The following is a 24,629-nucleotide window of genomic DNA, read 5'->3' on the forward strand; positions in this document are numbered from 1 at the left end:
CGTACGCTTTTGATTTTCACCACTCATCAGGCCGAGCGTTAGCTCGCCTTCAGCTTTTGATCTGAGCGCCCCCTCGAGAGGCCGAGTGGAGGTTCTGCGCAGTGGGCAACCCGGCATGGATGCCGGGTTAGCCGCCCCCGGCCATGGATGGCCGATGGCGGCGGGCCCACGGAGCAGGACCGGAGCGAGGGTATGCCGAGCCACAGCGAGGCACCGAACGAAAGGGGCAAGAGCCCTTGGTTACTTGGGGCTCTTCCAAGTGACTCGCCGTAAGGGCGAAACCAATAGCCGCCATCACCGCAGAAACGGATATGTACCCCAAACCACAAACCCAACCCGCCGGTCACAGTAAAGGTGGGCTTTGTCCGCGAAGACGCCTAGCCTGTGACGACGACAATCGAGGTGTGCCATGCGTGTGCTGTTAGTGGAAGACGAGCCGGAGACCGCCAAACTCCTGGCCAACGGCCTGAGCGAAGCGAGTTACTCGGTGGATGTGGCGCTCAACGGCATGGACGGCCGTCGCTTCATCGAGTCTGGCGAATACGAGCTGATCATTCTTGACGTCATGCTACCGGGGTTGAACGGCTGGCAGCTGCAGCAACAGATCCGCAAGCTCGGCGAGACGCCGGTGCTGTTTCTCACCACCAAGGATGGAATTGAAGATCGCCTGCGCGGGTTGGAGCTGCATGAGGACGATTATCTGCTCAAGCCGTTTGCCGTGAGCGAGCTGGTGGCGCGGGTGCGCAAGTTGGTGCGGCGTAATCGTTGATGGGGATGTGGTGAATTGACGGACGCCTTCGCGGGCAAGCCTCGCTCCTACCCGGCCCAAGCCCTAACTTGTAGGAGCGAGGCTTGCCCGCGAAGAGGCCGAAACAGGCAGCACAAATTCACATCACCGCAACCCATCCCGAAACTGCCCCGGCGTCATCCCCGTCCAGCGTTTGAACGCGCGGCTGAAACTGCTCGTATCCGCAAACCCCAACAAATAACTGATCTCGCTCAACGAGCATTGCGGGTCGCGCAGGTGCAGCAGCGCAAGGTTTTCGCGGCTTTCATTGAGCAGCGTGTCGAACCGGCAACCCTCGTCTGCCAAATGCCGTTGCAGGCTGCGCAAGCTCAGGTGCAAGGCCTTGGCGATGTGTTCGGCGCTGGGCTCACCTTCGGGCAGTTGCTCTTCAATGGCGTCGCGGACCTTGCGCTCCCAGGTCAGCGGTTTGAGCTGCGCCAGCGTGCGTTTGAGCACGGTTTCGTTGTGTTCGGCAAGTTCCGGGTTGGCGTCGTCCAAGTGACTGTCGAAGTCCACCAGCGCAAACTCCAGCCGGTCTTCGTCGGCCGAAAAGTGCACCGGTGAGCGGAAGACTTTGTGCCATTGATGCGCGTCGGCCGGTTCCGGGCGACGCAGGTACACCGCGAGCGGCGCGTAGTCGCGGCCCAGTCGGTTGCGGCAGGTGCGCACGTAAATCGCGGTGAAAGCGTCGATGGCTTCGAACGCTGGCGCCGGGTTGCCTGGCGGGATTTTCAGGCGGAAGCGATAGCGATCCTCGGTGCGGCTCAATTCAAGATCCAGGGCATCGCTGACCACCTGGTGATAACGCACGATGCGCTCGAACACTTCGCGCAAACTGCCGCTGGCCACCAGCGCATAGCCGAGTGCGTGAAAGGTGGTCGGGCTGACGAATCGCGACACCCGCAAGCCGATCGCCGGATCGCCGCTGACCTGCACCGCGATTTCCCACAGCCGCGTAGTGCCCGACAACGGGTAACGGGCGTTCGGGTCGTCCATCAATTGCGGGTCGAGCCCCGCCTGATGGCACAGCGCGGTGCTGTCGAGGCCCAGCGCATCGAGTTGCTTGCGCAGGGCACGGGTCCAGCTGGCGAGGGAGGTCGGTTCAGTCATGCTGATTGGCGCTTCCAGTCAACAGGTTGGCGTCCAGGGCTACCGCCTTGTGAAGGTTCACACGGCAGGATGCGAACATCAATAACCAGAGGATGGAAGCATGGACGGTACTTCTGCAAGTCCCCAGCGACTGAATGCAGCTCAGCGATCTGCTCATATTCGCGAAGTGGTGTTGGCCAAAGGCGTCGAACTGCGTAAACGCTACCCGATTCTCAACCATCAGGACGCCTTGGGCGCGGGCATTCTGGTCTTTGCTTTGGCGGGAATGATCGGTTCGGCAGCGCTGTACATCAGCGGATACATGGCCTGGTGGGTATGTCTGCTGCTCAACGCGTTCTTTGCGTCGCTGACCCACGAGCTGGAACACGACCTGATTCATAGCATGTACTTCCGTAAACAACGCGTGCCGCACAACCTGATGATGGGCCTGGTGTGGTTGGCGCGGCCGAGCACGATCAACCCGTGGATTCGCCGGCATCTGCACCTCAATCACCACAAGGTGTCCGGCACTGAAGCCGACATGGAAGAGCGCGCGATCACCAACGGCGAACCCTGGGGTTTTGCGCGGCTATTGATGGTCGGCGACAACGTGATGTCGGCGTTCATCCGCATGCTGCGGGCCAAGACCTGGACTCACAAGTTCAGCATCATCAAGCGTGCGCTGAAGGTCTATGCGCCGCTCGCGCTGGTGCATTGGGGCGCCTGGTACGTGTTTCTCGGCTTCCACGCCGCTAACGGCGTCGCCTATCTGCTGGGAGCACCGATTGAATGGTCGGCGACCACGCTCTCGGTGATGCAGGTGATCGATATCGCGGCAGTGGTGATCATCGGCCCGAACGTGCTGCGCACGTTTTGCCTGCACTTTGTCAGCTCGAACATGCATTACTACGGCGATGTGGAGCCGGGGAACGTGATCCAGCAAACCCAGGTACTGAACCCATGGTGGCTGTGGCCGTTGCAGGCGTTCTGCTTCAATTTCGGCAGCAGCCATGGGATCCATCACTTTGTGGTGAAGGAACCGTTTTACATCCGCCAGTTGACCGTGCCGGTGGCGCACAAAGTGATGCGTGAGATGGGTGTGCGGTTTAATGATTTCGGGACGTTCGGGCGGGCGAACCGGTTTGTTCGTAAAGAGGAAATTGAGGCGCAGGCTGTAGAGGGGGTTCGTGTCTGAGGGCCTCTTCGCTGGCAAGCCAGCTCCTACAAGGGAAGGCTTGCCGGCGAAAGCGGTCGTTCTGTTCAAACCGCAACGCTGACATCCTGTTTATCCACCGCCACCAACGTCTCGATCATCGCCCGCGCAGCCGGTGACAACCGGAACCCCGTGCGGCTGACAATCCCGCATCGCACGCTCATGCTCTCGATGTGCGGTGGCAGGTTTCGCCAGTGCAGCAGCACCAGCGAACCGTCGGCAATGTCCTCGACAAACGCTTCCTCCGTGCCTACTCCGATGGCGTTCGATTGCAGCACGATCCTGGCCAGCGCCGGAAAATGCTCGGTCTCGATGGTTGGTGAAAAATCGATCCGGCCACTGAGGTTCGCCAGCAGTTTGCGAATACCCGGCGGGATCTGCGTGGTCGCCAGCGGGTAATCGAACATGTCGTTGGTCGACAGGCTTTCCTTGGCCAGCAACGGATGCCCCGGACGGCAGAAAAACACACCGCGTTTGGGTGTCAACGCTCGGGTCTGAAAGTTCGGATCCGCTTCGAAATGGCGGATGTCGGCGATGAAAAATTCGATCTCTTCACGGCTCAGGGCGCGGCTGAGTTTTTCCCAGTTATCCACCTGAAAACAGGTGCGTATTTTCGGGTGGGCGCTGATGAATTGCGCCACCGCATCCGGCACCAGTTTTACCGCCGGTGCCGGTCCGCAGCCGAACCGCAGTTCACCGGCGTCGAGCTTGGTCATTTGCGTGACTTCGGCGTTGAGCAGTGCGGCGCCCTGTACCAGCGTCAGCGCATGTTGCAGCACCACCTGACCTTCCGGCGTAGGGCGCAAGTCCTTGTTGCCACGGTCCACCAATGCACAGCCGAATTCCTGTTCAAGCCCTTGAATACTGCGACTGAATGCCGGCTGAGTGATGCCCATGGCGTCGGCTGCCCGTACGAAACTTCGGTGTTCGGTGAGGGCAATGAAGTAACGCAGCTGACGAAGATCCATAGGTTTTTCCCGGCATCCTAAAACGACCTCGATGGCATGTGCGACGAGCGTGGTTGAGGTTTTTTAAAGGTAATCGCTTATTCCGTCAACGAAGCAATCAAATAACTATTAGATGATAAAAGAATATCAATAGAGCGTTGTTCCTGCCGCCCGATTGTCGGTGCCAAGGCCTCGTGGCCGTGAAAATGGTCCCGAAATCATGCCTTTGGTGAATATTTTCGATGCCTTAAAAGCATGTGATTTCAGCCTGTTGCCCGCAGCCCTTGCCGGGCAAGGCCTGGAGTCGATGGGTGGTCTTTTATATTCGTTTTTGGTCTATGCATAACTTTAAAGATTACTTTCTGAGATAAGCGTCTGCCTCAATGATTCACCCATCGATACGTCGTCGGGGGATGTCTGGCACGACGTTTCGGTTATCCGCAAAGAGACCGCAGGGAGTTAAGCAATGGGCAATGTCCAGACCGCCGCCAGCGCACACGAGGTGCTGTGGCGCCAGGCGCCAGGTGGCGAGTTGGTCGACCTCGGCCGGGTGCACCGAGTGCCCTTGGGGCAACTGCGTTTGCAGCGTGCGCCCAAGGGCATTCTGAGTCGCCGGGAAACGATTCTGCTCGGTGTGCTGGCGCTGCTGGTGCATGGCGCAGTCATCTATTGGGTCAATCAGCAGCCGACCAAGGCATTGCCGATCGTGCCGCCGGAAATTCCGCCGATGACGATTGAATTCTCGCGTCCGGCGCCGCCCGTGGTCGAGCCGCCGCCACCGCAGCCGGTGCAACCCGTGGTCGAGCCACCGCCGCCGGTGGAAGACGAACTGGCCGTGAAGCCGCCGCCACCGAAACCGATTCCCAAGCCAAAACCGGTCGCCAAGCCCGTACCGAAACCGGTGCAAAAAGTCGCCCCGCAACCGCCTGCGCCGCCACAACCGGCAGCCCCTGTCGCGGCCCCGGTGCCACCTGCACCACCGGCGCCCGCGCCGGTGACGCCTGCCTCGGCCAATGCCGCGTACCTGAAAAACCCGGCGCCGGAATACCCGTCGCAAGCCGTGCGTCGCGGTTGGGAAGGCACGGTGTTATTGCGGGTGCATGTGTTGGCCAACGGCAAGACTGGTGAGATTCAGATCCAGAAAGGCAGTGGTCGCGATTCCCTCGACGAGGCGGCGATCAATGCCGTGAAACGTTGGAGTTTCGTGCCGGCCAAGCAGGGTGAAGTCGCCCAGGACGGCTGGGTCAGCGTGCCCATCGATTTCAAGCTTCATTAAACCGCAACCAAATTCGCGCGAAACGTTTACACGAGGAACTCATCATGACGTTACTGGCATCTCCACTTGAATCCATCGAAAGCGCGGTGATTTGGCTGCTGGTGGTTTTTTCCGTTGCCACTTGGGGCCTGGCGTTGCTCAAAGGCGTGCAGTTAGGCCGTCTCAAGGTGCAGGACCGAAAGTTTCATAAGCAGTTCTGGGCGGCGTCGAGCCTTGATTCGGCGGCAGAGCTGGCCGAGACCCAGCCCGGCGCGGCGGCCCGAGTGGCCCAGGCCGGCTATGCGGCAATACAGGTAGGGGAGGCGCCACAAGCGGCGGATTTGAGCCAGGCGATCAACCATCAGGATCGTCTTGAGCGCGCCTTGCGTCAGCAGATCGTGCGTGAGCGCCGCTCGCTGGAAACAGGTTTGGCGGTGGTCGCAAGTATTGGCAGTACATCGCCGTTCATTGGTTTGTTCGGCACTGTGTGGGGAATCATGGAGGCGTTGAAAGGAATCAGCGCAGCGGGCTCCGCCAGCCTGGAAACCGTGGCCGGGCCGATTGGCGCGGCGCTGGTGGCAACCGGTGTGGGGATCGCCGTCGCGGTACCGGCGGTGCTGGTTTACAACTACTTTTTGCGTCGTCTGAAACTGACGGCGGCGGACCTGGATGACTTCGCCCATGACTTCTACAGCCTGGCGCAGAAGAGTTCGTTCCGTGTGCTGATTCATCCGACGGCGCATAAAACCGCTGCATCGGGCAGCGCGCAGAAAGTGAAGGAGGCGTCCTGAGATGGCTTTCTCCACGCAAGACAGCGATGAGGTGCTGAGCGAGATCAACGTGACACCGCTGGTGGATGTGATGCTGGTGCTGCTGGTGGTGTTTATCGTCACCGCGCCGCTGCTGACCAACGCGATCCCGATCAACCTGCCCAAGACCGAGGCCGTGGCGCCGGTGGAGCAGAAGGACCCGCTGGTCGTGAGCATCGACGGTGCCGGGAAGTTGTTTATCAACAAGGACGAAATTCAGCCGGACTTGCTGGAGTTCAACCTCAAGTCGGCGAAGGCCAAGGATCCCGAAGTGCGTGTGCAATTGCAGGCGGACGACGGGGTGAATTACGGCGAAGTGGCGCGAGCCATGGCGTCGATTGAGCGGGCAGGGATTACCAAGTTGTCGGTGATTACCGCACGCTGACCGATTTTCGATTTTCCGGGGCCGTCTCCTTGGCAGGGTGCGGCCCCTTTTTTATGCCTCAAGAAAACCCACGGTCCTGTAGGAGCCGGCTTGCTGGCGATCGCGTCCTTCCAGCCAACGAAAATGTTGTCTGACGCACCGCTATCGCCAGCAAGCCGGCTCCTACAGGTCGTGTGCTTCTTATATTCTTTATGGGTCTTAATAAATAGCTTCTTATTCCTTAACGAATATAACTCTCCTCCCTATACTCGATCAGGAACAGACACGCAGCAGGAGAGTTCCCCCATGCGCAACGAATCAATTCGCTATCTGATTGTGCCGGGCTGGCAAGGATCGCCAGAAGATCATTGGCAAAGCCACTGGCAGAACAGCTTGCCGAACAGCGCGCGGGTGGAGCAGGCCGATTGGTTGACGCCCCGTCGTGAAGACTGGGTGGCGGCATTGGCCGAGGCGATTGCCGCTGACAGCACGCCGGTGATTTTGATTGCCCATAGCCTGGGTTGCATCACGGTCGCGCATTGGGCGGCCACTGCCCCGCTGAATTTTTTGCGTCAGGTGCGCGGTGCCTTGCTGGTTGCACCGGCAGACGTCGAGCGCCCGGCCTGCGCGCCAGCCTTGCGCAACTTCGCGCCGATTCCGACGAACCTTTTACCGTTCCCGAGCCAGGTGGTCAGCTCCGACAACGACGCCGCTGTCAGCGCACCGCGTGCGCTGGAACTGGCACGTAACTGGGGCGCCGAGGCAGGAATACTGTCGGGTGCCGGACACATCAACGTGAAGTCCGGTCATCAGCGCTGGGAGCAGGGTTTTGCTTATCTGTATCGCCTGCAAAACCGCATGGAACATCACGCCCTGCGCCGCGCTTGAACCTTTTCTTTTTTTAACATCGCCCCCCGTCTCCCGGCGGTTTTGGGCGGGAGTCTGCCATGAGTTTTGAAGCCTTCGGTCAGCCGCTGCTGACCTTTCCCGACGCAGAAAAAAGTCCGCTGAGCATCCGCGCCAAGGCGCTGGTGTTCGTCGATCCGCGCTCGCGTCAATTGCGCGCCGAGCTGGAGCAACTGGCCCCGCGTTCGATCTCCGTGTTGATCCGTGGCGAAACCGGTAGTGGTAAAGAACTGCTGGCGCGGCACATCCATCGCGCCAGTGATCGTGGTGGGTTGTTCGTGTCGGTCAATTGCGGCGCAATCAGCCCGACCTATGCCGACGCCGAATTGTTCGGTTATGCCGCTGGCAGTTACACCGGTTCGGCGAGCAGTCGTGCTGGCTGGTTCGGTTCGGCCAATGGCGGCACGCTGTACCTGGATGAAATCGGCGACTTGCCGCTGCCGATCCAGATCAAGTTGCTCGCCGCACTGGAAAACCACGAAGTCACCCGCGTCGGCGCACATCAACCGAGCCCGGTGGACGTGCGCCTCGTGGCCGCGACCAGCATTGATCTGGCGCAAGCCGTGGCCGCCGGAAAATTCCATGAGCGGCTTTATCACTACCTCAGCGAAGGACAGCTGGAACTGCCGGCGTTGCGTGAGCGGGTGGGCGATATCCTGTCGTTGTCCGAGTACTTCCTGGGCATCTACAGCCAGCGCCTGGACCTGCCGGTGCCGCTGATCAGCGAAGCTGCGCAGCAGTTGCTGGAACAGCACAGCTGGCCGGGCAACACCCGGGAGCTGGAAAACGTCATCCACTTTGCATTGCTGGTCAGCACTGGCGACGAGATCCTGCCCGAACATTTGAACCTGCCCGAAGCACCAGCGCCGCTGACGCAGATCGAGCAGCAGCTCCGGCACATCCTCACCAAAGGCACTGCCACCGAACAAGCCGCCCTGAAACAACTCCTCAAAAACACCGCACTCTTGTAGGAGCCGGCTTGCTGGCGATCCAGACAACGCGGTGTATCAGGCCGGACGCCTTCGCGGGCAAGCCTCGCTCCTACAGATCGCGAACACACCGAGCTCTTGTAGGAGCGAAGCTTGCTCGCGAACCAGACGACACGGATTTTCTGAAAGGACGCCTTCGCGGGCAAGCCTCGCTCCTACAGGTGAGTGCGGCGAAATGCAGCCAACACGTGAGTTAGAGCTGTATGAACAAAATGGAATATGAAAGTGAATAAAAGATATTGTTCGGGAATAAAAAATCCCGGTATTGTCCGCTTCACGCCAGCGATAGCACTTCACTGGCACTCGTACTAAACAAGCCGTCGTCGATGACGACCGTGATTTTCGATAAGGACACTGCATGAAAAAGGTTCTGTTGTTCACCGCATTGGCGGCTGCCCTGACCGCGGGCCTGGCCCAGGCTGGCGAGAAACTGGTAATTGCGGCGACCCCGGTCCCACACGCCGAGATTCTGGAGCTGATCAAGCCAACCCTCGCCAAAGAAGGCGTGGATCTGGAAATCAAAGTGTTCACCGACTACGTTCAGCCAAACGTACAAGTTGACCAGAAGCGTCTGGACGCCAACTACTTCCAGACCCTGCCGTACCTGAAAAACTTCAACGAAGGCAAAGGCACCAACCTGGTGACCGTGATCGGCGTTCACGTTGAACCGTTCGGTGGCTACTCGAAGAAGTACAAAAAACTGGCTGACCTGCCAAATGGCGCGACCATCGCTCTGCCGAACGAAGGCAGCAACAGCGGTCGTGCTCTGCTGCTGTTGCAGAAGGCTGGCCTGATCGAGTTGAAAGACCCGAAAAACGCTTTGGCTACTCCGAAAGACATCGCCAAGAACCCGCACAACTTCAAGTTCAAGGAACTGGAATCGGCCATGTTGCCGCGCGTACTGGACCAGGTTGACCTGGACCTGATCAACACCAACTACGCGCTGGAAGCAGGTCTGAACCCGGCTAAAGATGCGCTGGTGATCGAAGGTGCTGATTCGCCTTACGTGAACTTCCTGGTGGCTCGTCCAGACAACAAGGACAGCGTAGCCATCCAGAAACTGGCCAAGGCGTTGACCAGCCCGGAAGTGAAAGCCTTCATCGCCAAGAAATACAGCGGCGCCGTACTGCCGGCGTTCTGATTGGACGCAGCATCAAACCCCTTCAAGGTTTCGAACGCCGACGGCTAGCAATAGCGTCGGCGTTTTTTATTGCGCGTGCACATTCCAAATGTAGGAACGAGCCTCTTGTAGGAGCCGGCTTGCTGGCGAATCAGACAACGCGGTGTATCAGGCCGGACGCCTTCGCGGGCAAGCCTCGCTCCTACAGATCACGGAGACACCGCACTCTTGTAGGAGCGAAGCTTGCTCGCGAACCAGACGACACGGATTTTCTGGAAGGACGCCTTCGCGGGCAAGCCTCGCTCCTACAGGGGGTAGGCGTGCTCCGGAGGCTTAGGCCGCCCTGGCCTTCAACGCCCTGCGCAACGCCACCAGCAGCTTCACGATGTCTTGCGGATCAAGCCGTTGCGGTACTTTTACGTCAGCCATGTTCTCTTCCTTGTGATGGTTCGGCCGGGAGTCTGGCCAAAAAGCTGTGCGTCCTTGGAGGGCTATTTCGAAAAAAAGATCCTTCCTACAGCGAAAAGGAAAATAGTCGTCTTCCTCCTTCTCGGCAAATTCACCGGATAGTTTTTTGCGTGATATCAATATGCTTTAACGGTATTTAAATTCCGATTCTTATACCTTTAAAGTCGGTGCCTGCCGGGAGGTTATCCACCGCCCATGGACTGCGCCACCGTCGCTTACCGAGCGGCGTCCAGGATGTTTAATGAACTTCGATTACGCTTTTATCCTCAGCACCCTGCCGGCGTTTCTCAAGGCCGTGGGCGTGACGCTGCAGGTAGGCTTCATCGCCATCGGCACCTCGCTGCTGGTGGCCTTGATCAACGCGACGATCCTGGTGTTCCGCACGCCTTACCTGCAACGCCTGGTCGGGTTGTACGTAGAACTGGCGCGCAACACGCCGCTGCTCATTCAACTGTTCTTCGTGTATTTCGCCTTGCCGGCGCTGGGCATCAAGGTGTCAGGCTTCACGGCGGCGATTATCACCATGACGTTCCTGGGCGGCGCTTACCTCACGGAAGTGCTGCGCGCCGGGGTGGATGCGGTGCCCCAGGCGCAGCTCGAATCCGGTCGCTCCATCGGCTTGTCCCACGGGCAATTGCTGCGCTACGTGATCCTGCCGCAGGCCGGCATCCTCAGCCTGCCGTCGCTGTTCGCCAATTTCATTTTCCTGCTCAAAGAGACCACCGTGGTCTCGGCCGTAGCGGTCCCGGAAATTCTCTACACCACCAAAAGCTACATCGCGCTCTACTACAAAACCTACGAAATGCTCGCCGTGCTGACGCTGATTTGCGTGCTGCTGTTTTTGCCGCTGTCGCTGCTGCTCAGCCGTCTGGAAAGGAGGCTCCAGCATGGCCAGTTCGGGTCTTGAGTTGTTGTGGGTGTCGTTGCCGCAACTGGGCAAGGGCGCTGCGCAAACCCTGTCGATTTCCTTTCTGAGCATCGCCATCAGCACCGTCGGCGGTGTGCTTTACGGCGTTTTGCGTACGCTGAATTCGAAATGGCTGAACGCGATTTTGCGCGTGTATCTGGAGCTGTTTCGGGCGATCCCGGTATTGGTCTGGTTGTACCTGCTGTTCTTCGGTCTGCCGATTTTCTTCGGCCTGAGCATTCCGAGCTTCTGGTGCGCGGTGCTGGTGCTGTCGCTGTGGGGCGCCAGCGAAGTCGGCGAAGTGGTGCGCGGCGCCTTGCATTCATTGCCACGCGGCCAGCGTGAAGCGGGCCTGTCGATCGGCTTGAACGGCCCGCAACTCTACGGCTACGTGCTGCTGCCCCAGGCGCTGAAACGCATGACCCCGCCGACCATCAACGTCTACACGCGGATCATCAAGACCAGCTCCCTGGCGGTGCTGATCGGTGTAGTGGACGTGATCAAGGTCGGCCAGCAGATCATCGAACGCACCTACGAATCCGTGCTGATCTACGGCGCGCTGTTCCTGTTTTTCTTTTTCATCTGCTACCCGCTCTCGGCCGCCTCGCGCGTGCTGGAGCGGCGCTGGACGCAAGCATGAGCGCACTGATCGAGTTCAAGGGTTTCAACAAGTTTTTCGGCGAGCAACAAGTGCTCGATGGCATCGACCTGCACGTGAAATCCGGCGAAGTGATCGTCATCCTCGGCCCCAGCGGCTGCGGTAAAAGTACCCTGTTGCGTTGCCTCAACGGGTTGGAAGTCGCGCACAGCGGCAGCCTGACATTTGCCGGCCGTGAGCTTTTGGACAAAGGCACCGACTGGCGCGAAGTGCGCCAGCAGATCGGCATGGTATTCCAGAGCTATCACCTGTTCCCGCACATGAGCGTGCTCGACAACTTGCTGCTCGGCCCGGTCAAGGTGCAAAAACGCGAGCGTCGCGAAGCCCGGGATCAGGCCGAAGCCCTGCTGGCGCGCGTGGGCCTCTCGGACAAGCGCGACGCCTTTCCTCGCCAGCTCTCCGGCGGCCAGCAGCAACGCATCGCCATCGTCCGTTCGTTGTGCATGAACCCCAAAGTCATGTTGTTCGATGAAGTCACCGCCGCCCTCGACCCGGAAATGGTCAAGGAAGTGCTGGAAGTGATTCAGGGATTGGCCCGCGAGGGCATGACCCTACTGATTGTCACCCACGAAATGGCGTTCGCCCGCGCCGTGGCTGACCGCATCGTGTTCATGGATGCCGGGCGAATCCTTGAGCAAAACCCTCCCGAGATTTTCTTTACGAACCCGCAAACCGCACGAGCGCAGCAGTTCCTGGAGAAGTTCTCCTACGTCGCCGCACTACCCAAAACGACTCAAACAAAGGAACTGGAACTGCCATGAAAACTGCCAAGTCTTCTCTACTGCTACTCCCGCTGCTCGGCCTCGCGTTGCTGGCCGGCTGCAACAAAACCGAAGAACCCGCGAAGCCGAAAGTCGCCAGCGAAAGCACTGCGCCGGCCAGCTACCTGGACAAAATCAAGGCGCGGGACAAGTTGATCGTCGGCGTTTTCACCGACAAGCCGCCGTTTGGTTTCGTCAATGAAGCGGGGCGTTACGTTGGGTTCGATACTGACATCGGTCGGCAATTTGCCAAGGATCTGCTCGGCGATGAAAACAAGGTCGAATTCGTCGCGGTGGAACCGGCGAGCCGGATTCCGTTCCTGCAAAGTGACAAGGTCGACCTGATCCTGGCCAACATGACCGTGACCCCGGAGCGCAAGGAAGCGGTGGACTTCACCAATCCAAACCTGAAAGTCGCAGTACAGGCATTGGTGCCACAGGCCAGCGAAGTGAAAAACCTCGATGACCTGGCGACCCGCACCACCATCGTCACCACCGGCACCACGGCGGATATCTGGCTGACCAAGAATCACCCGGACTGGAAACTGCTGAAGTTCGAGAAAAACTCCGAGTCCCTGCAAGCCCTGGCCAACGGTCGTGGCGATGCGTATGCGCAGGACAATCTGGTGCTGTTCAGCTGGGCCAAGCAGAACCCTGGCTACCGCGTGCTGGATCAGAAACTCGGTGCAGAAGCGCCGATTGCGCCGGCGGTGAAGAAAGGCAACATCGAGCTGCGTGACTGGGTGAACGCCGAGTTGGCGAAGCTGGGTGAAGAGAAGTATCTGCTCAAGCTTTACGACCAATATGTGCGCAAGGAATTGAGCGATGACACCAAGCCTGAGAGCGTGATTGTCGAAGGTGGGAAGTGGCAGGGGTGATTCTTTAACTTTTGCGGCGGTCTCACCGCCGCCATCGCGAGCAGGCTCGCTCCCACATTGGACCACGTCCGTCGGGACACCTCGGTCAACTGTGGGAGCGAGCCTGCTCGCGATTCGGTTTATCGGACGCCGCTCAATCCGGCCAATGCCACGCCGGCTCATCCAGCATCCGCTGCCCGACAATCCCGGTCTGGCCCAGATTTTTCTCCAGCACGATGCAATTGCACTCGGGATCTTCCTGTAGCGCCGAAATCAACCGCCGGGCATGGGACACCACCCACACCTGACACTGCTCCGACGCGCGGATAATCAAGCGCGCCAACGCCGGCAACAGGTCCGGGTGCAGGCTGGTTTCCGGCTCGTTCAGCACCATCAGCGTCGGTGGGCGCGGCGTCAGCAGCGCCGCCACCAACAGCAAGTAGCGCAACGTCCCGTCGGACAACTCCGCCGCCGACAACGGCCGCAATAACCCTTCCTGATAAAACTCAATGGCGAACCGGCCGCCCGCCAGCGGCTCGATATGCAGACGCGCACCGGGAAATGCATCGCTGATGGCGTTGCGCAAAGCTTCGGGGGCGCCAATCTCGATAATGGTCTGCAACGCTGCCGCCAGGTCTCTGCCGTCGTGGTGCAGCACCGGGGTGCGGGTGCCCAGTTGTGGCTGACGCACCGGCGCGTCGGCGTCGCTGCGAAAGTGATCGTAGAAGCGCCAGCGGCGGATGAACTCACGCATCTCCAGCACCTCCGGCGAGGTCCGCAAGCTGCCAACCTGATCGAACAGGCTGTCGAAAGTCGGCGTGTGCTGAGCCAGCACGTCCCAGCTGCGGTTGGCTCGGGTGCGGATCATCGGGCCGTCGCGATCCACCAGCAGGCTCGCCGGACGATAATGCGCCCCGGCCCACAGGCATTCACGCTTGATTTGCGGATCGAGGCTGAACCGTGACGCAATGGGGGTGCTGTGCCCGGGCAACATGAAATGACCATTGGAATCGGGCAGCCCCAGGCTGATCGAGTAGCCGAAGTCGTCCCCGGCAAACCCCAGGCGCAAGCGTTTGACGCCGTGGCGAACGGTCGCCTCGATCGGCACTTCGCCGTTGCGCATGCGCCGGGTGATGGTTTCAGGTCCCGCCCAGAAGGTCGAATCCAGGCCGCCTTCGCGGGCCAACGCATTGACCACGCCGCCCTGAGCGGTTTCCGCCAGCAGGCGCAACGCCCGGTAGAGGTTGGATTTGCCACTGCCGTTCGGCCCGGTGATCAGGTTCAGACGACCCAGTGGAATCACCAGTTTATTGATCGAGCGGTAATTGGCCACCGCGAGGGTTTTGAGCATTGGAAGCTTCCTTACTGCTATGAGTGCAGCAAACCTGTGCACCTGTTGAACCCTGTTCTAAGCTCACAGTCGTATCGCCATTGGCACGTTCGTACGACGCAAAGGAGTCTGCATGGCTGGTCCCGGATTGAAAAGAGTGGTTGGCCTGAGTCTTCTTGTCCTGCTGGGGGCCTGCGGGGAAAAACCCCAGGTCGAAAAGGATCGTCCGCGGGTGTTCGTGCAAGTCGTCAACGCCGCGAATTACGCCGCGTCCGTGACCCTCACCGGTGATGTTCAGGCGCGCGTCCAGACAGAGCTGTCGTTCCGTGTCGGCGGCAAGATCATCCAGCGCTCGGTCGATGTCGGTGACCGGGTGTCGGCCAAGCAAGTGCTCGCCAGGCTCGACCCGAAAGACCTGCAAACCAATGTCGACTCGGCCCAGGCACAGGTCGTCGCCGAGCAGGCGCGGGTCAAACAGGCCGCCGCCGCCTTCGTCCGCCAGCAAAAACTCCTGCCCAAGGGCTACACCAGTCAAAGCGAGTTCGACTCTGCCCAGGCCGCATTGCGCAGCAGCCAGAGCGCGCTGACGGCTGCCCAGGCGCAACTGGCCAACGCCCGCGAGCAACTGAGTTACACCGCGCTGATCGCCGACGCGCCGGGAGTGATCACTGCCCGGCAGGCCGAAGTCGGCCAGGTGGTGCAGGCCACGATGCCGATTTTCAGCCTGGCGCGCGACGGTGAGCGCGACGCGGTGTTCAACGTCTACGAGTCGCTGCTGACAGAGGATCCTGAGGGCAAAACGATTGTGGTGAGCTTGCTCGATAACCCGGCCATCAAGACCACAGGCACGGTTCGGGAAGTCACCCCGGCCGTTTCCGCGCAGACCGGTACGGTGCAGGTCAAGGTCACCCTTAACGGTCTGCCGGAAGGCATGCAACTTGGCTCGGTGATCAGCGGCACGGCGAAGACGCCGAGCAAAGCCGCAATCGAACTGCCATGGTCGGCGCTGACCAAAAACCTCAGCGAACCGGCCGTGTGGCTGGTGGATGACGAGGGCAAGGCGCAATTGCATACGGTGACGGTTGGTCGTTACCTGACCGGCAAAGTCATCATCAGCGATGGCCTGAAGGGCGGCGAAAAAGTCGTCATTGCAGGCGGTCAGTTGCTGCACCCCGGCGTCAAAGTGGAAATCGCCGAAAACACCTACAAGGATTTAGCAGCGGGAGCCCAGCCATGAAGCGCGTGTTGCTGGTGTTCGCCGGAATGCTGCTGGTGGCCTGCTCGAAAGAAGAACCGCCGCCAGAGCCGGTGCGTCCGGTGCTGTCGATCAAGGTCCAGGCGCTGGGCGAGGAGAGTCTCGGCCGCTTCGCCGGCAGCATCCAGGCCCGATACGAAACCAATGTCGGCTTCCGCGTACCGGGGCGCATCGCCAGTCGCAACGTCGATGTCGGCGCCGAGGTCGAGAAGGGCGCCTTGCTCGCGACCCTCGATCCCACCGATCAGCAAAACCAGCTGCGCTCGGCTCAGGGCGATCTGGCGAAGGTTCAGGCACAACTGATCAACGCCCAGGCCAACGCCCGGCGTCAGCAGGAGCTGTTCGATCGCGGGGTCGGTGCGCAGGCGCAACTGGACATCGCCCAGACCGATCTGAAAACCACTCAGGCTTCCCTCGATCAAGCGAAGGCGGCGGTCGATCAGGCCAAGGACCAACTCGATTATGTCGAGTTGCGCACCGACCACAAAGCCATCGTCACCGCGTGGAACGCCGAAGCCGGGCAAGTGGTGACCGCCGGCCAGCAAGTGGTGACCCTGGCGCAGCCGGACATCAAGGAAGCGGTAATCGACCTGCCCGACACGCTGGTGGATCAGTTGCCCGCGGATGTGGTGTTTCAGGTCGCCGTGCAACTGGAACCGAACATCACCACCACCGCCATCGTCCGCGAAATCGAACCCCAGGCCCAGAGCGCCACCCGCACCCGGCGCGCCCGCCTGACCCTGACCGACACACCACCGGGGTTTCGCCTGGGCACGGCAATCAGCGTCACCCTCAGCTCTGCGATCAAGCCACGAATCGAGTTGCCCCTGACCGCGCTGCAAGAGGTCGATGGCAAATCGCGGATCTGGGTCATCGACCCTCAGACCCAAACCGTTTCCCCGCGTGACATCAGCCTGATCAGCCGCACCGATTCCACCATGGTCCTGGCCAGCGGCGTGAAGTCCGGCGAGCGTGTCGTGAGTGCCGGTGTGAACAGCCTGAAGCCTGGGCAGAAAGTGAAAATCGATGAGGACAGCCCACAATGAAAGGGAGTTTCAACTTATCCGAATGGGCCCTCAAGCATCAGTCGTTTGTCTGGTATTTGATGTTCATCGCGCTGCTGATGGGCGTGTTCTCGTACATGAACCTCGGCCGCGAGGAAGACCCCTCGTTCACCATCAAGACCATGGTCATCCAGTCCAGCTGGCCGGGTGCGACCCAGGAAGAAACCCTCAAGCAGGTCACCGACCGCATCGAGAAAAAGCTCGAAGAACTCGACTCCCTCGACTATGTGAAAAGCTATACACGGCCCGGTGAGTCCACGGTCTTCGTGAACCTGCGCGACACCACCAGCGCCAAGGACATCCCGGAAATCTGGTACCAGGTGCGCAAGAAGATCAACGACATTCGCGGCCAGTTCCCCAAGGGCCTGCAAGGGCCTGGGTTCAACGACGAATTCGGTGATGTGTTCGGTTCGGTGTACGCCTTTACCGCTGACGGCTTGTCGATGCGCCAGTTGCGCGATTACGTCGAGCAGGTGCGCGCCGAGATTCGTGAGGTGCCGGGGTTGGGCAAGGTCGAGATGGTCGGCGAGCAGGATGAAGTGCTCTACCTGAACTTCTCCACCCGCAAACTGGCGGCGCTGGGGATCGATCAGCGTCAGGTCGTGGATAGCCTGCAATCGCAAAACGCCGTGACGCCGGCCGGGGTCATTGAAGCCGGTCCCGAGCGGATTTCCATTCGCACCACCGGGCAGTTCGCGTCCGAGAAAGACCTGGAAAACGTCAACCTGCGGCTAAACGATCGTTTCTATCGCCTGGCCGACATTGCCGACATCAGTCGGGGTTATGTCGACCCGGCAACCCCGGAGTTTCGCTACAACGGCCATCCGGCCATCGGCCTGGCCATTGCCATGAAGAAGGGCGGCAACATTCAGGATTTCGGCAAGGCGCTGCACCAGCGCATGATCGACCTGACCGCCGATTTGCCGGTGGGCGTCGGTGTGTACAACGTTTCCGACCAGGCCGCTGTGGTGGAAAAAGCCGTTGGCGGCTTCACCAGCGCGCTGTTCGAAGCGGTGGTGATCGTGCTGGTGGTCAGCTTCGTCAGTCTCGGCGTGCGTGCCGGGCTAGTGGTGGCGTGTTCTATTCCGCTGGTACTGGCGATGGTCTTCGTCTTCATGGAATACAGCGGCATCACCATGCAGCGGATTTCCCTCGGCGCGCTGATCATCGCCCTCGGCCTGCTGGTGGACGACGCGATGATCACGGTCGAGATGATGGTCACCCGGCTGGAGATGGGTGAAACCAAGGAGCAGGCGGCCACGTTCGCCTACACCTCGACCGCGTTCCCGATGCTCACCGGTACGCTGGTGACGGTGGCCGGTTTTGTACCGATCGGCCTGAACGCCAGTTCGGCGGGCGAGTACACCTTCACGCTGTTTGCGGTGATTGCCGTGGCGATGCTGGTGTCGTGGGTTGTCGCGGTGTTGTTCGCGCCGGTGATCGGCGTACACATCCTCAGCGCCAACGTGAAACCTCACGATGAAGAACCTGGTCGCATCGGTCGCGCCTTCAATTACGGCATGCTCTGGTCCATGCGCAATCGCTGGTGGGCCATCGGCATCACCATTGCCTTGTTCGTGGCGTCGGTGTTTTCCATGCAGTTCGTGCAGAACCAGTTCTTCCCGTCCTCCGACCGGCCGGAAATTCTCGTCGACCTGAACCTGCCGCAAAACGCTTCGATTGCCGAAACCCGCAAAGCCGTGGACAAGCTCGAAGCGACGCTCAAGGACGACCCGGACATCGTGCGCTGGAGCACCTACATCGGCGAAGGCGCGATCCGTTTCTACCTGCCGCTCGACCAGCAATTGCAAAACCCGTACTACGCGCAATTGGTCATCGTCAGCAAGGGCCTGGAATCGCGAGAAGCCCTGAGTCAGCGTTTGCGCGAACGCTTGCGCAAGGATTTCGTCGGCATTGGCAGTTACGTCCAGGCGCTGGAAATGGGCCCGCCTGTCGGGCGGCCGATCCAGTACCGGGTCAGCGGCAAGGACATCGACCAGGTGCGCAAACACGCCATCGCCCTGGCCACCGAGCTGGACAAGAACTCGCACATCGGCGAGATCATTTACGACTGGAACGAGCCGGGCAAAGTCCTGCGCATCGACATCGCCCAGGACAAGGTGCGGCAACTGGGGTTGTCGTCGGAAGACGTGGCCAACCTGATGAACAGCATCGTCGTCGGTGCGCCGGTGACGCAGGTCGATGACGATATCTACCTGATCAACGTCGTGGGCCGCGCGGTGGACGCGGAGCGCGGTACGCCGGAAACGTTGCAGAACCTGCAGATCGTCACGCCCAGCGGCACCTCGATTCCGCTGCTGGCTTTCGCCACCGTGCGCTATGAACTTGAGCAGCCGCTGGTGTGGCGTCGCGACCGCAAGCCGACCATCACCATCAAGGCTGCGGTGCGCGACGAGATTCAGCCGACCGATCTGGTCAAGCAACTGAAGCCGGAGATCGACAAATTCGCCGCCGCTTTGCCGGTGGGCTACAAGGTCGCCACGGGCGGTACGGTTGAGGAAAGCGGCAAGGCACAAGGGCCGATTGCCAAGGTGGTGCCGTTGATGCTGTTCCTGATGGCGACCTTCCTGATGATCCAGTTGCACAGCGTGCAGAAGCTGTTCCTGGTGGCGAGCGTCGCGCCGCTCGGCCTGATCGGCGTGGTGCTGGCGCTGATTCCCACCGGCACGCCGATGGGCTTCGTGGCGATCCTGGGGATTCTGGCGTTGATCGGCATCATCATCCGCAACTCGGTGATTCTGGTGACGCAGATCGACGCCCTGGAGAAAGAGGGGCTGTCACCGTGGGATGCGGTGGCGCAAGCCACGGAACACCGTCGCCGGCCGATTCTGCTGACGGCTGCGGCGGCGAGCCTGGGGATGATCCCGATTGCCCGGGAAGTGTTCTGGGGGCCGATGGCCTACGCGATGATCGGCGGCATCATCATCGCGACGTTGCTGACGCTGCTGTTTTTACCGGCGCTGTATGTGGCCTGGTACAAGATTCGCGAGCCGAAAAAAGAGGCCCGGTAAAGCAGAGCGCTTCGCGCTCTATTCGCGAGCAGGCTCGCTCCCACAGTGGAACGAGTCGCTCTGGCAGACCCGGTTCCCTGTGGGAGCGAGCCTGCTCGCGATGGCTTTAGCTCAGCCACCGCAGGTCTGGGAGCCTTATACCCTACGCCAGACACTCGCCAACCAAGGCTGCTGCTCCCGCGGCAACCCCGCCGGCCGGTAGTAATGCTCCAACTCCACAAACCCCGCCGCGGTCAGCAAATCCTGCCACGCCTGAAGATCGTGATAAGCCCCATACCGCGGCCCATTCCACCCCTCCTGATTCTCACCACGCGGATTGGAACTGAACAACACCCCACCCGGCCTCAACGCCCCGCGCAATTCCTTCAACACCCGTGGCAATTCCTGACGCGGAATATGAAACAGCACCGCGTTGGCAAAAATCCCGTCAAAGCGTTCAGCCGGCAAATCAAGCTTCAGAAAATCCTGCTGCCACACCTCGCAACCACTGTCTTCACGCGCCATTTGCGCAAACTTTTCCGAACCGTCGAGGCCGACCGCGGTGTGGCCCATGCGCGTGAACGTCTGCAAATCCCGCCCCGGCCCGCAGCCAAAGTCGAGGATGTCGAACGGCGGCTCACCCTGAATATGCCGCAGCAGCGCATCAATGTTCTGGCTGACATCGTGATCGCGCGTCCCTTCGCGAAAACCTTCGGCCACCGAGTTGTAATGACCGAGGGTGGTGGAGGTGATTTTCTCAAGGTCGTCTGGGGTTTGTTTCATGGCGGGCTGCGCAGGCAATTGGGATTTGCCGAATATACGCCATCAGGTCTGGGGCTGCTTCGCAGCCCATCGCGAGCAGGCTCGCTCCTACAGGTTTCGCGTGATCTTCTGGATGGTTAGAAACCTGTAGGAGCGAGGCTTGCCCGCGAAGGCGATTTAACTGTCGACCGATTATTCAGGCCTGTTTCCGGTGTGCTTCATCCCCAGACATTCAATGGACCGGTCAACCATCGCCTTGGCAATTTCCAGCAAATGCCAAATAGAGAACACCATGGCCCTGTCGGCCCCTTTCAGTTGATCGCCACACCGATAAGCGGTGACCGAGGCGCAGCGCAGAAGGTCGGCGACATAGAGTTGCGTGTCTTCGAAGTTCACGTCCTGGCTGACGTTGTAGAAGCGCAGTTCGTCCGGTGCGCCGGTATGTTCGCGGGTGAGGTAAAAATCGATTGCGTGGTAAAGCGCTGAACGACCTTTAAGCGGATCGTCGTTGTCTTTGCTTGAGGTTTCGGGAGGTGGATCGGGGACTGGTTTTTTCACTTGTGTTGCTCCTATTGATACATGGGAGCCGTCACTTTTCGCCTACTAAAACGATGGGTGGCGGCTGCGCGCAGGTTAGTAGACCGGTCAATAGGCAAACCGGCGCACCCAAAGGTGCCCCACGCACAGCCACCATATTCAGCATCCGGCAAATTGCCAGACATGATCATGAACACGCTATGCACCTATCGATCCGGGCTACTAATCCCGATCACTGATGAGCAGTGACGGACCGAGACTAGCCAGCGGATTTGCCAGGCGCAAGCGTGCGGAATCATCTAGGAAACGTCCTGCAAATGAAAGGGATTGGCCTTGTAGGAGTGCTGATTTCTCTGTGGGAAAACTTCCCGACTTGTAGTTAATTTCCTACCGCTAACCTTTATTCAGCGCTTGTTCAACCTCCGCCCCCCCCAACAGTCTCGGTGCGGCTACCTGTTACTTCTTACAGTATCGGCCCGGCCAAAAAAGGCTCAGTCTTATCTCCACTCGAGCGAAGGACCGTCGATACCGTGAACGCTCACCCACACACACCGACGCTGTCGGTCATGGACCCGCGAGCCTTGGCAATTCGCGGCGTGGGCTATTGCCGGCACCCGGACGAGAGCGTCATTACTTCGCGCATCACCCGGCAAGGCTTCGATGCTGCGGGGCGTTTGGTCGAGTCGTGGGATCCCCGTTTATGGGCGTCTGCGCAGAAGCCGAATCTGACGACAATCCATGGGTTGAGTGGCCAATCGTTGCTGACGGACAGCGTCGATGCCGGCTGGCAACTGAGCCTGTTGAATCAGGCCGGTTCGCTGCGATCGTTCTGGGACGCCAGAGGCAGTCAGCGTCACATCGCCTATGACGATCAGCAACGTCCGATAGCCGTTACGGAACAGGCCGCTGACGCACTACCGCACGTGGTTGAGCGATTGACCTACGGCGGCTCTGCCCCGGCATTCGCTGTGCATAACCAATGTGCAGCGGTGATCCGTCATGACAATCCAGCCAGTACCCGCTTCGTCCCCGACTACGGTTTGGCCGGTTCGCAATTGAGTGAAAACCAATGCTTCCTGATCGACCTTGAACCACCCGATTGGCCCAGCGAGTTAGAGGCTCGGGACGCGTTGCTGGAAGATCAGTCGTTCGTCACGCGGCACGTCTTCTCTCCCACGGGCGAGATTCAGCGCCAGACCGATGCCATGGGCAATCACCGTACCTTTGCCTATGACGTGGCAGGCAAGCTGAGTGAAACCTGGCTGCTGATGGCTGGAGAGGGCAGACAACCGCAATGCCTGGTCAGCGACATTCGCTACAACGCCCACGACCAAGTCGAAAGCGAAATCGCTGGCAACGGTGTGAAAACGCAAGCCGAGTACGGTGCCGATGACGGTCGGTTGATTCGGTTGGTGGCCGCCGTCGGAAGTCAGAAGATGTTGCAGGACCTGAATTACACCTACGATCCGGCGGGCAACATCATCAAGCTGGAAGACAAGGCCCATGCCGTTACCTGGTTCAACAACCAGCGCATCGAACCGATCAATCGTTACCGCTATGACAGCCTGTCCCAACTGGTCGAAGCCAAAGGCTGGGAAGTCGCCAACCCAAGCCACGGACCGGCTCTGCCGGACTTGCTGCCCACACCACTGGACCCCAATCAGCGACGCAATTACACCCAACGCTTCGAGTATGACGCGGCGGGTAATCTGATCACCCGCCACCATAGCGGTGCGCCCGGTTTCTCGATGTTCACCTCCGCCCGAAGCAACCGAAGTCTGGCGCAGCGGGACGATGGTTCCCTGCCAGAAGAATCCGACATCGAGTCAGGTTTCGATGCCTGCGGGAATCAGCTGGAGTTGCAGCGCGGCCAAACCATGACGTGGGACATCCGCAACCAGTTAAGCCGGGTGACCTTGGTCAAGCGCGGCGATGAACCCGACGATTACGAAGGCTACGCCTACGACCGCCCCGGCCATCGGCTGCGCAAGGTGCATTTCAACCAGACCAGTGGCCGGACAAGACGTACTGAAGTCCGCTACCTGCCCGGCCTGGAACTCCACCGCCAGTCCGATGGCGAAGAGCGCCATGTCATCAGCATTGAAGCAGGACGTTGCAGCGTTCGGGCCTTGCACTGGCCCGAAGGAACGCATGCCGATCAATTGCGCTACAGCCTCTGCGACCATCTCGGTTCCAGTACGTTGGAGTTGAATCACGAAGCCGGCGTGCTGACCCAGGAACACTATTACGCCTTCGGCGGCACCGCATGCTGGGCTGGTAAAAATGCGTTGGTGGCGAAGTACAAAACGATTCGCTATTCCGGCAAAGAGCGGGATGCGACAGGGCTCTATTACTACGGATTCCGGTATTACGCGCCGTGGTTGCAGCGTTGGATGTGCCCAGACCCGGCAGGAGACAAGGATGGGCTGAATCGCTATGCGATGGTGAGGAACAACCCGATTAACTTCTACGACTGGCAAGGCACGATATCGATTCCAGTCGATATTTTTATCGCCGATATCGTCAACCTAATGAATAAAGATATTGGCACTGGATGGTTCGAGGAGCTGATGTGGGATCAAGAGAAAAACACGTTCATGAGAACCGACGCGGTTTTTACCCGAGGAATGGACGTGATCAAGGGGGCGGATCCCGAGTGGTACCCATCATCTTTCGGACATGCCATTGCTGCATTTCGTGATCAGGGCGGCAAGCTGCGTCTATTTGCCAACATGCATTATCAGCACATGGGCATCCAGCCCGAGATGGGCCTTCCAGTTTTTGCCGGACGGTTGAAAATCGACGAACACGATTCATCAAAATTCATCTTCGACAATCATTCCGGCCACTACAAACCCGAATCCTCAATTGACGTTGAGGCGATGATTCGCGAGATTGCTCCGCAGCAACAATCAGTGAGCTATGCCCCGATTCCCGAGAGCTCGTCGTTTGATTCAACACTTCGAATCAATTCTATTGACTCGCCCGAAACGTATGCGCGCCTGGTGAACACGTACAAGCGAGATTTCAACGGCTTGATCACCTACCTGAAAGAACAAGGTGTCTGGGACGCCGCCAAAGCGAAATTTGGCGAAAGTGAAGGCCTGAAGATCATTTTCAAGATGGAGGCTGAAGGGAAGACTGCCCAGCAGATCTACAATGAAGAATCTATGTTGGGACTTGCCAAACCATTGGCTGAGCCCGTGCAACCGTCCATTGGCACCAGCCGAGTCACACGTCCACTCGTTCAGAATAAGACCAAAAAAACTTCATTTTTCCGATCTCTTGGCCACCGATTGGGTCAGCTATATGCGAAGTGACAGCTAGTTATTTATTGCTTGAACGGGAGGGGCAGGTGTTTGCGAACTGCTCCCCTCGTTGAGGTCCTTCATTTGCTTCAGCGCTTGTTCAACCCCCGAGCCAACCGATCCCCACCCAACTGAATCACCGCCACCAACACCACCAGCAACACAATCACCGTCAACATGATCTGGCTATCAAACCGCTGATACCCATACCGATAAGCAATGTCCCCCAACC

General features: G+C 59.5%; 21 protein-coding genes and 1 pseudogene. 16 read left to right on the forward strand and 6 right to left on the reverse strand.

Annotated features, from left to right (window positions below; translation table 11 throughout):
• Positions 1 to 409: 409 nt before the first annotated feature.
• Positions 410 to 769 carry a response regulator gene (locus KGB27_RS24730; RefSeq protein WP_223556679.1) on the forward strand — a complete coding sequence of 120 codons (360 nt, stop codon included), beginning with the start codon at positions 410 to 412 and terminating at the stop codon, positions 767 to 769.
• 123 nt (positions 770 to 892) lie between these two features.
• Here the strand turns inward: KGB27_RS24730 and KGB27_RS24735 are convergent, their stop codons facing one another.
• Entirely contained in the window at positions 893 to 1,897 is a 1,005-nt protein-coding gene (locus tag KGB27_RS24735; RefSeq protein WP_008034389.1) for an AraC family transcriptional regulator, read from the reverse strand.
• 100 nt (positions 1,898 to 1,997) lie between these two features.
• On the opposite strand from KGB27_RS24735, the gene KGB27_RS24740 reads away from it, so the two are divergent.
• Entirely contained in the window at positions 1,998 to 3,071 is a 1,074-nt protein-coding gene (locus tag KGB27_RS24740; protein WP_223556681.1) for a fatty acid desaturase, read from the forward strand.
• Between the two features lie 65 nt (positions 3,072 to 3,136).
• On the opposite strand, the gene KGB27_RS24745 is transcribed toward KGB27_RS24740, so the two are convergent.
• Positions 3,137 to 4,057, reverse strand: a complete 921-nt coding sequence (locus KGB27_RS24745) for a LysR family transcriptional regulator (protein WP_008045249.1) — start codon at positions 4,055 to 4,057, stop codon at positions 3,137 to 3,139.
• A 445-nt stretch (positions 4,058 to 4,502) separates the two neighbouring features.
• Between KGB27_RS24745 and KGB27_RS24750 the strand changes: the two genes are divergently transcribed.
• The 10 genes from KGB27_RS24750 (at position 4,503) to KGB27_RS24795 (ending at position 13,151) form a co-directional block, all read left to right on the forward strand.
• Positions 4,503 to 5,312 carry an energy transducer TonB gene (locus KGB27_RS24750; RefSeq protein ID WP_223556683.1) on the forward strand — a complete coding sequence of 270 codons (810 nt, stop codon included), beginning with the start codon at positions 4,503 to 4,505 and terminating at the stop codon, positions 5,310 to 5,312.
• Between the two features lie 44 nt (positions 5,313 to 5,356).
• Positions 5,357 to 6,082, forward strand: a complete 726-nt coding sequence (locus KGB27_RS24755) for a MotA/TolQ/ExbB proton channel family protein (RefSeq protein ID WP_223556684.1) — start codon at positions 5,357 to 5,359, stop codon at positions 6,080 to 6,082.
• 1 nt (position 6,083) lies between these two features.
• Positions 6,084 to 6,485, forward strand: a complete 402-nt coding sequence (locus KGB27_RS24760; RefSeq protein ID WP_003220570.1) for an ExbD/TolR family protein — start codon at positions 6,084 to 6,086, stop codon at positions 6,483 to 6,485.
• Between the two features lie 285 nt (positions 6,486 to 6,770).
• Positions 6,771 to 7,352 (forward strand): alpha/beta hydrolase, encoded by a 582-nt coding sequence (locus KGB27_RS24765; RefSeq protein WP_008045246.1) that lies wholly within the window; start codon positions 6,771 to 6,773, stop codon positions 7,350 to 7,352.
• Positions 7,353 to 7,411: 59 nt separating this feature from the next.
• Positions 7,412 to 8,341: a sigma 54-interacting transcriptional regulator gene (locus tag KGB27_RS24770; protein ID WP_192226693.1), complete on the forward strand. Its 930-nt coding sequence runs from the start codon at positions 7,412 to 7,414 to the stop codon at positions 8,339 to 8,341.
• Between the two features lie 376 nt (positions 8,342 to 8,717).
• Complete coding sequence (locus KGB27_RS24775; RefSeq protein ID WP_008040224.1) at positions 8,718 to 9,500, forward strand: MetQ/NlpA family ABC transporter substrate-binding protein; 783 nt, start codon at positions 8,718 to 8,720, stop codon at positions 9,498 to 9,500.
• Positions 9,501 to 10,188: 688 nt separating this feature from the next.
• The gene (locus KGB27_RS24780; protein ID WP_008032519.1) at positions 10,189 to 10,854 is read left to right on the forward strand and encodes an amino acid ABC transporter permease; all 666 of its coding nucleotides are present in this window, start codon (positions 10,189 to 10,191) and stop codon (positions 10,852 to 10,854) included.
• Complete coding sequence (locus KGB27_RS24785; protein WP_223415282.1) at positions 10,835 to 11,494, forward strand: amino acid ABC transporter permease; 660 nt, start codon at positions 10,835 to 10,837, stop codon at positions 11,492 to 11,494. The genes KGB27_RS24780 and KGB27_RS24785 overlap by 20 nt, the downstream gene beginning before the upstream one ends.
• Positions 11,491 to 12,273: an amino acid ABC transporter ATP-binding protein gene (locus KGB27_RS24790; protein ID WP_223556685.1), complete on the forward strand. Its 783-nt coding sequence runs from the start codon at positions 11,491 to 11,493 to the stop codon at positions 12,271 to 12,273. The genes KGB27_RS24785 and KGB27_RS24790 overlap by 4 nt, the downstream gene beginning before the upstream one ends.
• A complete protein-coding gene (locus tag KGB27_RS24795) occupies positions 12,270 to 13,151 on the forward strand; it encodes a transporter substrate-binding domain-containing protein (RefSeq protein WP_008040217.1) in 882 nt (293 codons plus the stop codon). Before KGB27_RS24790 ends, KGB27_RS24795 begins: the two co-directional genes overlap by 4 nt.
• 133 nt (positions 13,152 to 13,284) lie before the next feature.
• Here KGB27_RS24795 and KGB27_RS24800 read toward each other — a convergent pair whose 3' ends face one another.
• Positions 13,285 to 14,481 (reverse strand): AAA family ATPase, encoded by a 1,197-nt coding sequence (locus tag KGB27_RS24800; RefSeq protein WP_223556686.1) that lies wholly within the window; start codon positions 14,479 to 14,481, stop codon positions 13,285 to 13,287.
• Positions 14,482 to 14,593: 112 nt separating this feature from the next.
• On the opposite strand from KGB27_RS24800, the gene KGB27_RS24805 reads away from it, so the two are divergent.
• From KGB27_RS24805 to KGB27_RS24815, 3 genes are read left to right on the forward strand one after another with little or no spacing between them, the layout of a single operon-like run.
• Complete coding sequence (locus tag KGB27_RS24805) at positions 14,594 to 15,697, forward strand: efflux RND transporter periplasmic adaptor subunit (RefSeq protein ID WP_207285573.1); 1,104 nt, start codon at positions 14,594 to 14,596, stop codon at positions 15,695 to 15,697.
• Positions 15,694 to 16,761: an efflux RND transporter periplasmic adaptor subunit gene (locus KGB27_RS24810; protein ID WP_008032507.1), complete on the forward strand. Its 1,068-nt coding sequence runs from the start codon at positions 15,694 to 15,696 to the stop codon at positions 16,759 to 16,761. The genes KGB27_RS24805 and KGB27_RS24810 overlap by 4 nt, the downstream gene beginning before the upstream one ends.
• Positions 16,758 to 19,811: an efflux RND transporter permease subunit gene (locus tag KGB27_RS24815; RefSeq protein WP_008040210.1), complete on the forward strand. Its 3,054-nt coding sequence runs from the start codon at positions 16,758 to 16,760 to the stop codon at positions 19,809 to 19,811. Before KGB27_RS24810 ends, KGB27_RS24815 begins: the two co-directional genes overlap by 4 nt.
• 135 nt (positions 19,812 to 19,946) lie before the next feature.
• Here KGB27_RS24815 and KGB27_RS24820 read toward each other — a convergent pair whose 3' ends face one another.
• Together KGB27_RS24820 and KGB27_RS24825 are read right to left on the reverse strand one after the other, a co-directional pair.
• Positions 19,947 to 20,573: a class I SAM-dependent methyltransferase gene (locus KGB27_RS24820; RefSeq protein ID WP_223556687.1), complete on the reverse strand. Its 627-nt coding sequence runs from the start codon at positions 20,571 to 20,573 to the stop codon at positions 19,947 to 19,949.
• 171 nt (positions 20,574 to 20,744) lie between these two features.
• Positions 20,745 to 21,110, reverse strand: a complete 366-nt coding sequence (locus KGB27_RS24825; RefSeq protein WP_008032502.1) for a DUF6124 family protein — start codon at positions 21,108 to 21,110, stop codon at positions 20,745 to 20,747.
• 509 nt (positions 21,111 to 21,619) lie between these two features.
• Here KGB27_RS24825 and KGB27_RS24830 point away from each other — a divergent pair.
• Entirely contained in the window at positions 21,620 to 24,409 is a 2,790-nt protein-coding gene (locus KGB27_RS24830) for an RHS repeat-associated core domain-containing protein (RefSeq protein ID WP_223556688.1), read from the forward strand.
• Positions 24,410 to 24,486: 77 nt separating this feature from the next.
• Here KGB27_RS24830 and KGB27_RS24835 read toward each other — a convergent pair.
• Positions 24,487 to 24,629: pseudogene (locus tag KGB27_RS24835) on the reverse strand (ABC transporter permease); the annotation flags it as partial.

Origin of the sequence: Pseudomonas sp. BF-R-01 (assembly GCF_019946615.1) — a bacterium.
GTDB classification, from domain to species: domain Bacteria; phylum Pseudomonadota; class Gammaproteobacteria; order Pseudomonadales; family Pseudomonadaceae; genus Aquipseudomonas; species Aquipseudomonas migulae.

What these genes read in the sequence shown, in the direction of transcription:
- KGB27_RS24780 (WP_008032519.1), top strand. Translation starts at nt 10,189, where the DNA reads ATGAACTTCGATTACGCTTTTATCCTCAGCACCCTGCCGGCGTTTCTC.
- KGB27_RS24745 (WP_008045249.1), bottom strand. Translation starts at nt 4,057, where the DNA reads ATGGATCTTCGTCAGCTGCGTTACTTCATTGCCCTCACCGAACACCGA.
- KGB27_RS24770 (WP_192226693.1), top strand. Translation starts at nt 7,412, where the DNA reads ATGAGTTTTGAAGCCTTCGGTCAGCCGCTGCTGACCTTTCCCGACGCA.
- KGB27_RS24820 (WP_223556687.1), bottom strand. Translation starts at nt 20,573, where the DNA reads ATGAAACAAACCCCAGACGACCTTGAGAAAATCACCTCCACCACCCTC.
- KGB27_RS24785 (WP_223415282.1), top strand. Translation starts at nt 10,835, where the DNA reads ATGGCCAGTTCGGGTCTTGAGTTGTTGTGGGTGTCGTTGCCGCAACTG.
- KGB27_RS24795 (WP_008040217.1), top strand. Translation starts at nt 12,270, where the DNA reads ATGAAAACTGCCAAGTCTTCTCTACTGCTACTCCCGCTGCTCGGCCTC.
- KGB27_RS24750 (WP_223556683.1), top strand. Translation starts at nt 4,503, where the DNA reads ATGGGCAATGTCCAGACCGCCGCCAGCGCACACGAGGTGCTGTGGCGC.
- KGB27_RS24765 (WP_008045246.1), top strand. Translation starts at nt 6,771, where the DNA reads ATGCGCAACGAATCAATTCGCTATCTGATTGTGCCGGGCTGGCAAGGA.
- KGB27_RS24755 (WP_223556684.1), top strand. Translation starts at nt 5,357, where the DNA reads ATGACGTTACTGGCATCTCCACTTGAATCCATCGAAAGCGCGGTGATT.
- KGB27_RS24730 (WP_223556679.1), top strand. Translation starts at nt 410, where the DNA reads ATGCGTGTGCTGTTAGTGGAAGACGAGCCGGAGACCGCCAAACTCCTG.
- KGB27_RS24790 (WP_223556685.1), top strand. Translation starts at nt 11,491, where the DNA reads ATGAGCGCACTGATCGAGTTCAAGGGTTTCAACAAGTTTTTCGGCGAG.
- KGB27_RS24760 (WP_003220570.1), top strand. Translation starts at nt 6,084, where the DNA reads ATGGCTTTCTCCACGCAAGACAGCGATGAGGTGCTGAGCGAGATCAAC.
- KGB27_RS24815 (WP_008040210.1), top strand. Translation starts at nt 16,758, where the DNA reads ATGAAAGGGAGTTTCAACTTATCCGAATGGGCCCTCAAGCATCAGTCG.
- KGB27_RS24810 (WP_008032507.1), top strand. Translation starts at nt 15,694, where the DNA reads ATGAAGCGCGTGTTGCTGGTGTTCGCCGGAATGCTGCTGGTGGCCTGC.
- KGB27_RS24800 (WP_223556686.1), bottom strand. Translation starts at nt 14,481, where the DNA reads ATGCTCAAAACCCTCGCGGTGGCCAATTACCGCTCGATCAATAAACTG.
- KGB27_RS24740 (WP_223556681.1), top strand. Translation starts at nt 1,998, where the DNA reads ATGGACGGTACTTCTGCAAGTCCCCAGCGACTGAATGCAGCTCAGCGA.
- KGB27_RS24805 (WP_207285573.1), top strand. Translation starts at nt 14,594, where the DNA reads ATGGCTGGTCCCGGATTGAAAAGAGTGGTTGGCCTGAGTCTTCTTGTC.
- KGB27_RS24735 (WP_008034389.1), bottom strand. Translation starts at nt 1,897, where the DNA reads ATGACTGAACCGACCTCCCTCGCCAGCTGGACCCGTGCCCTGCGCAAG.
- KGB27_RS24775 (WP_008040224.1), top strand. Translation starts at nt 8,718, where the DNA reads ATGAAAAAGGTTCTGTTGTTCACCGCATTGGCGGCTGCCCTGACCGCG.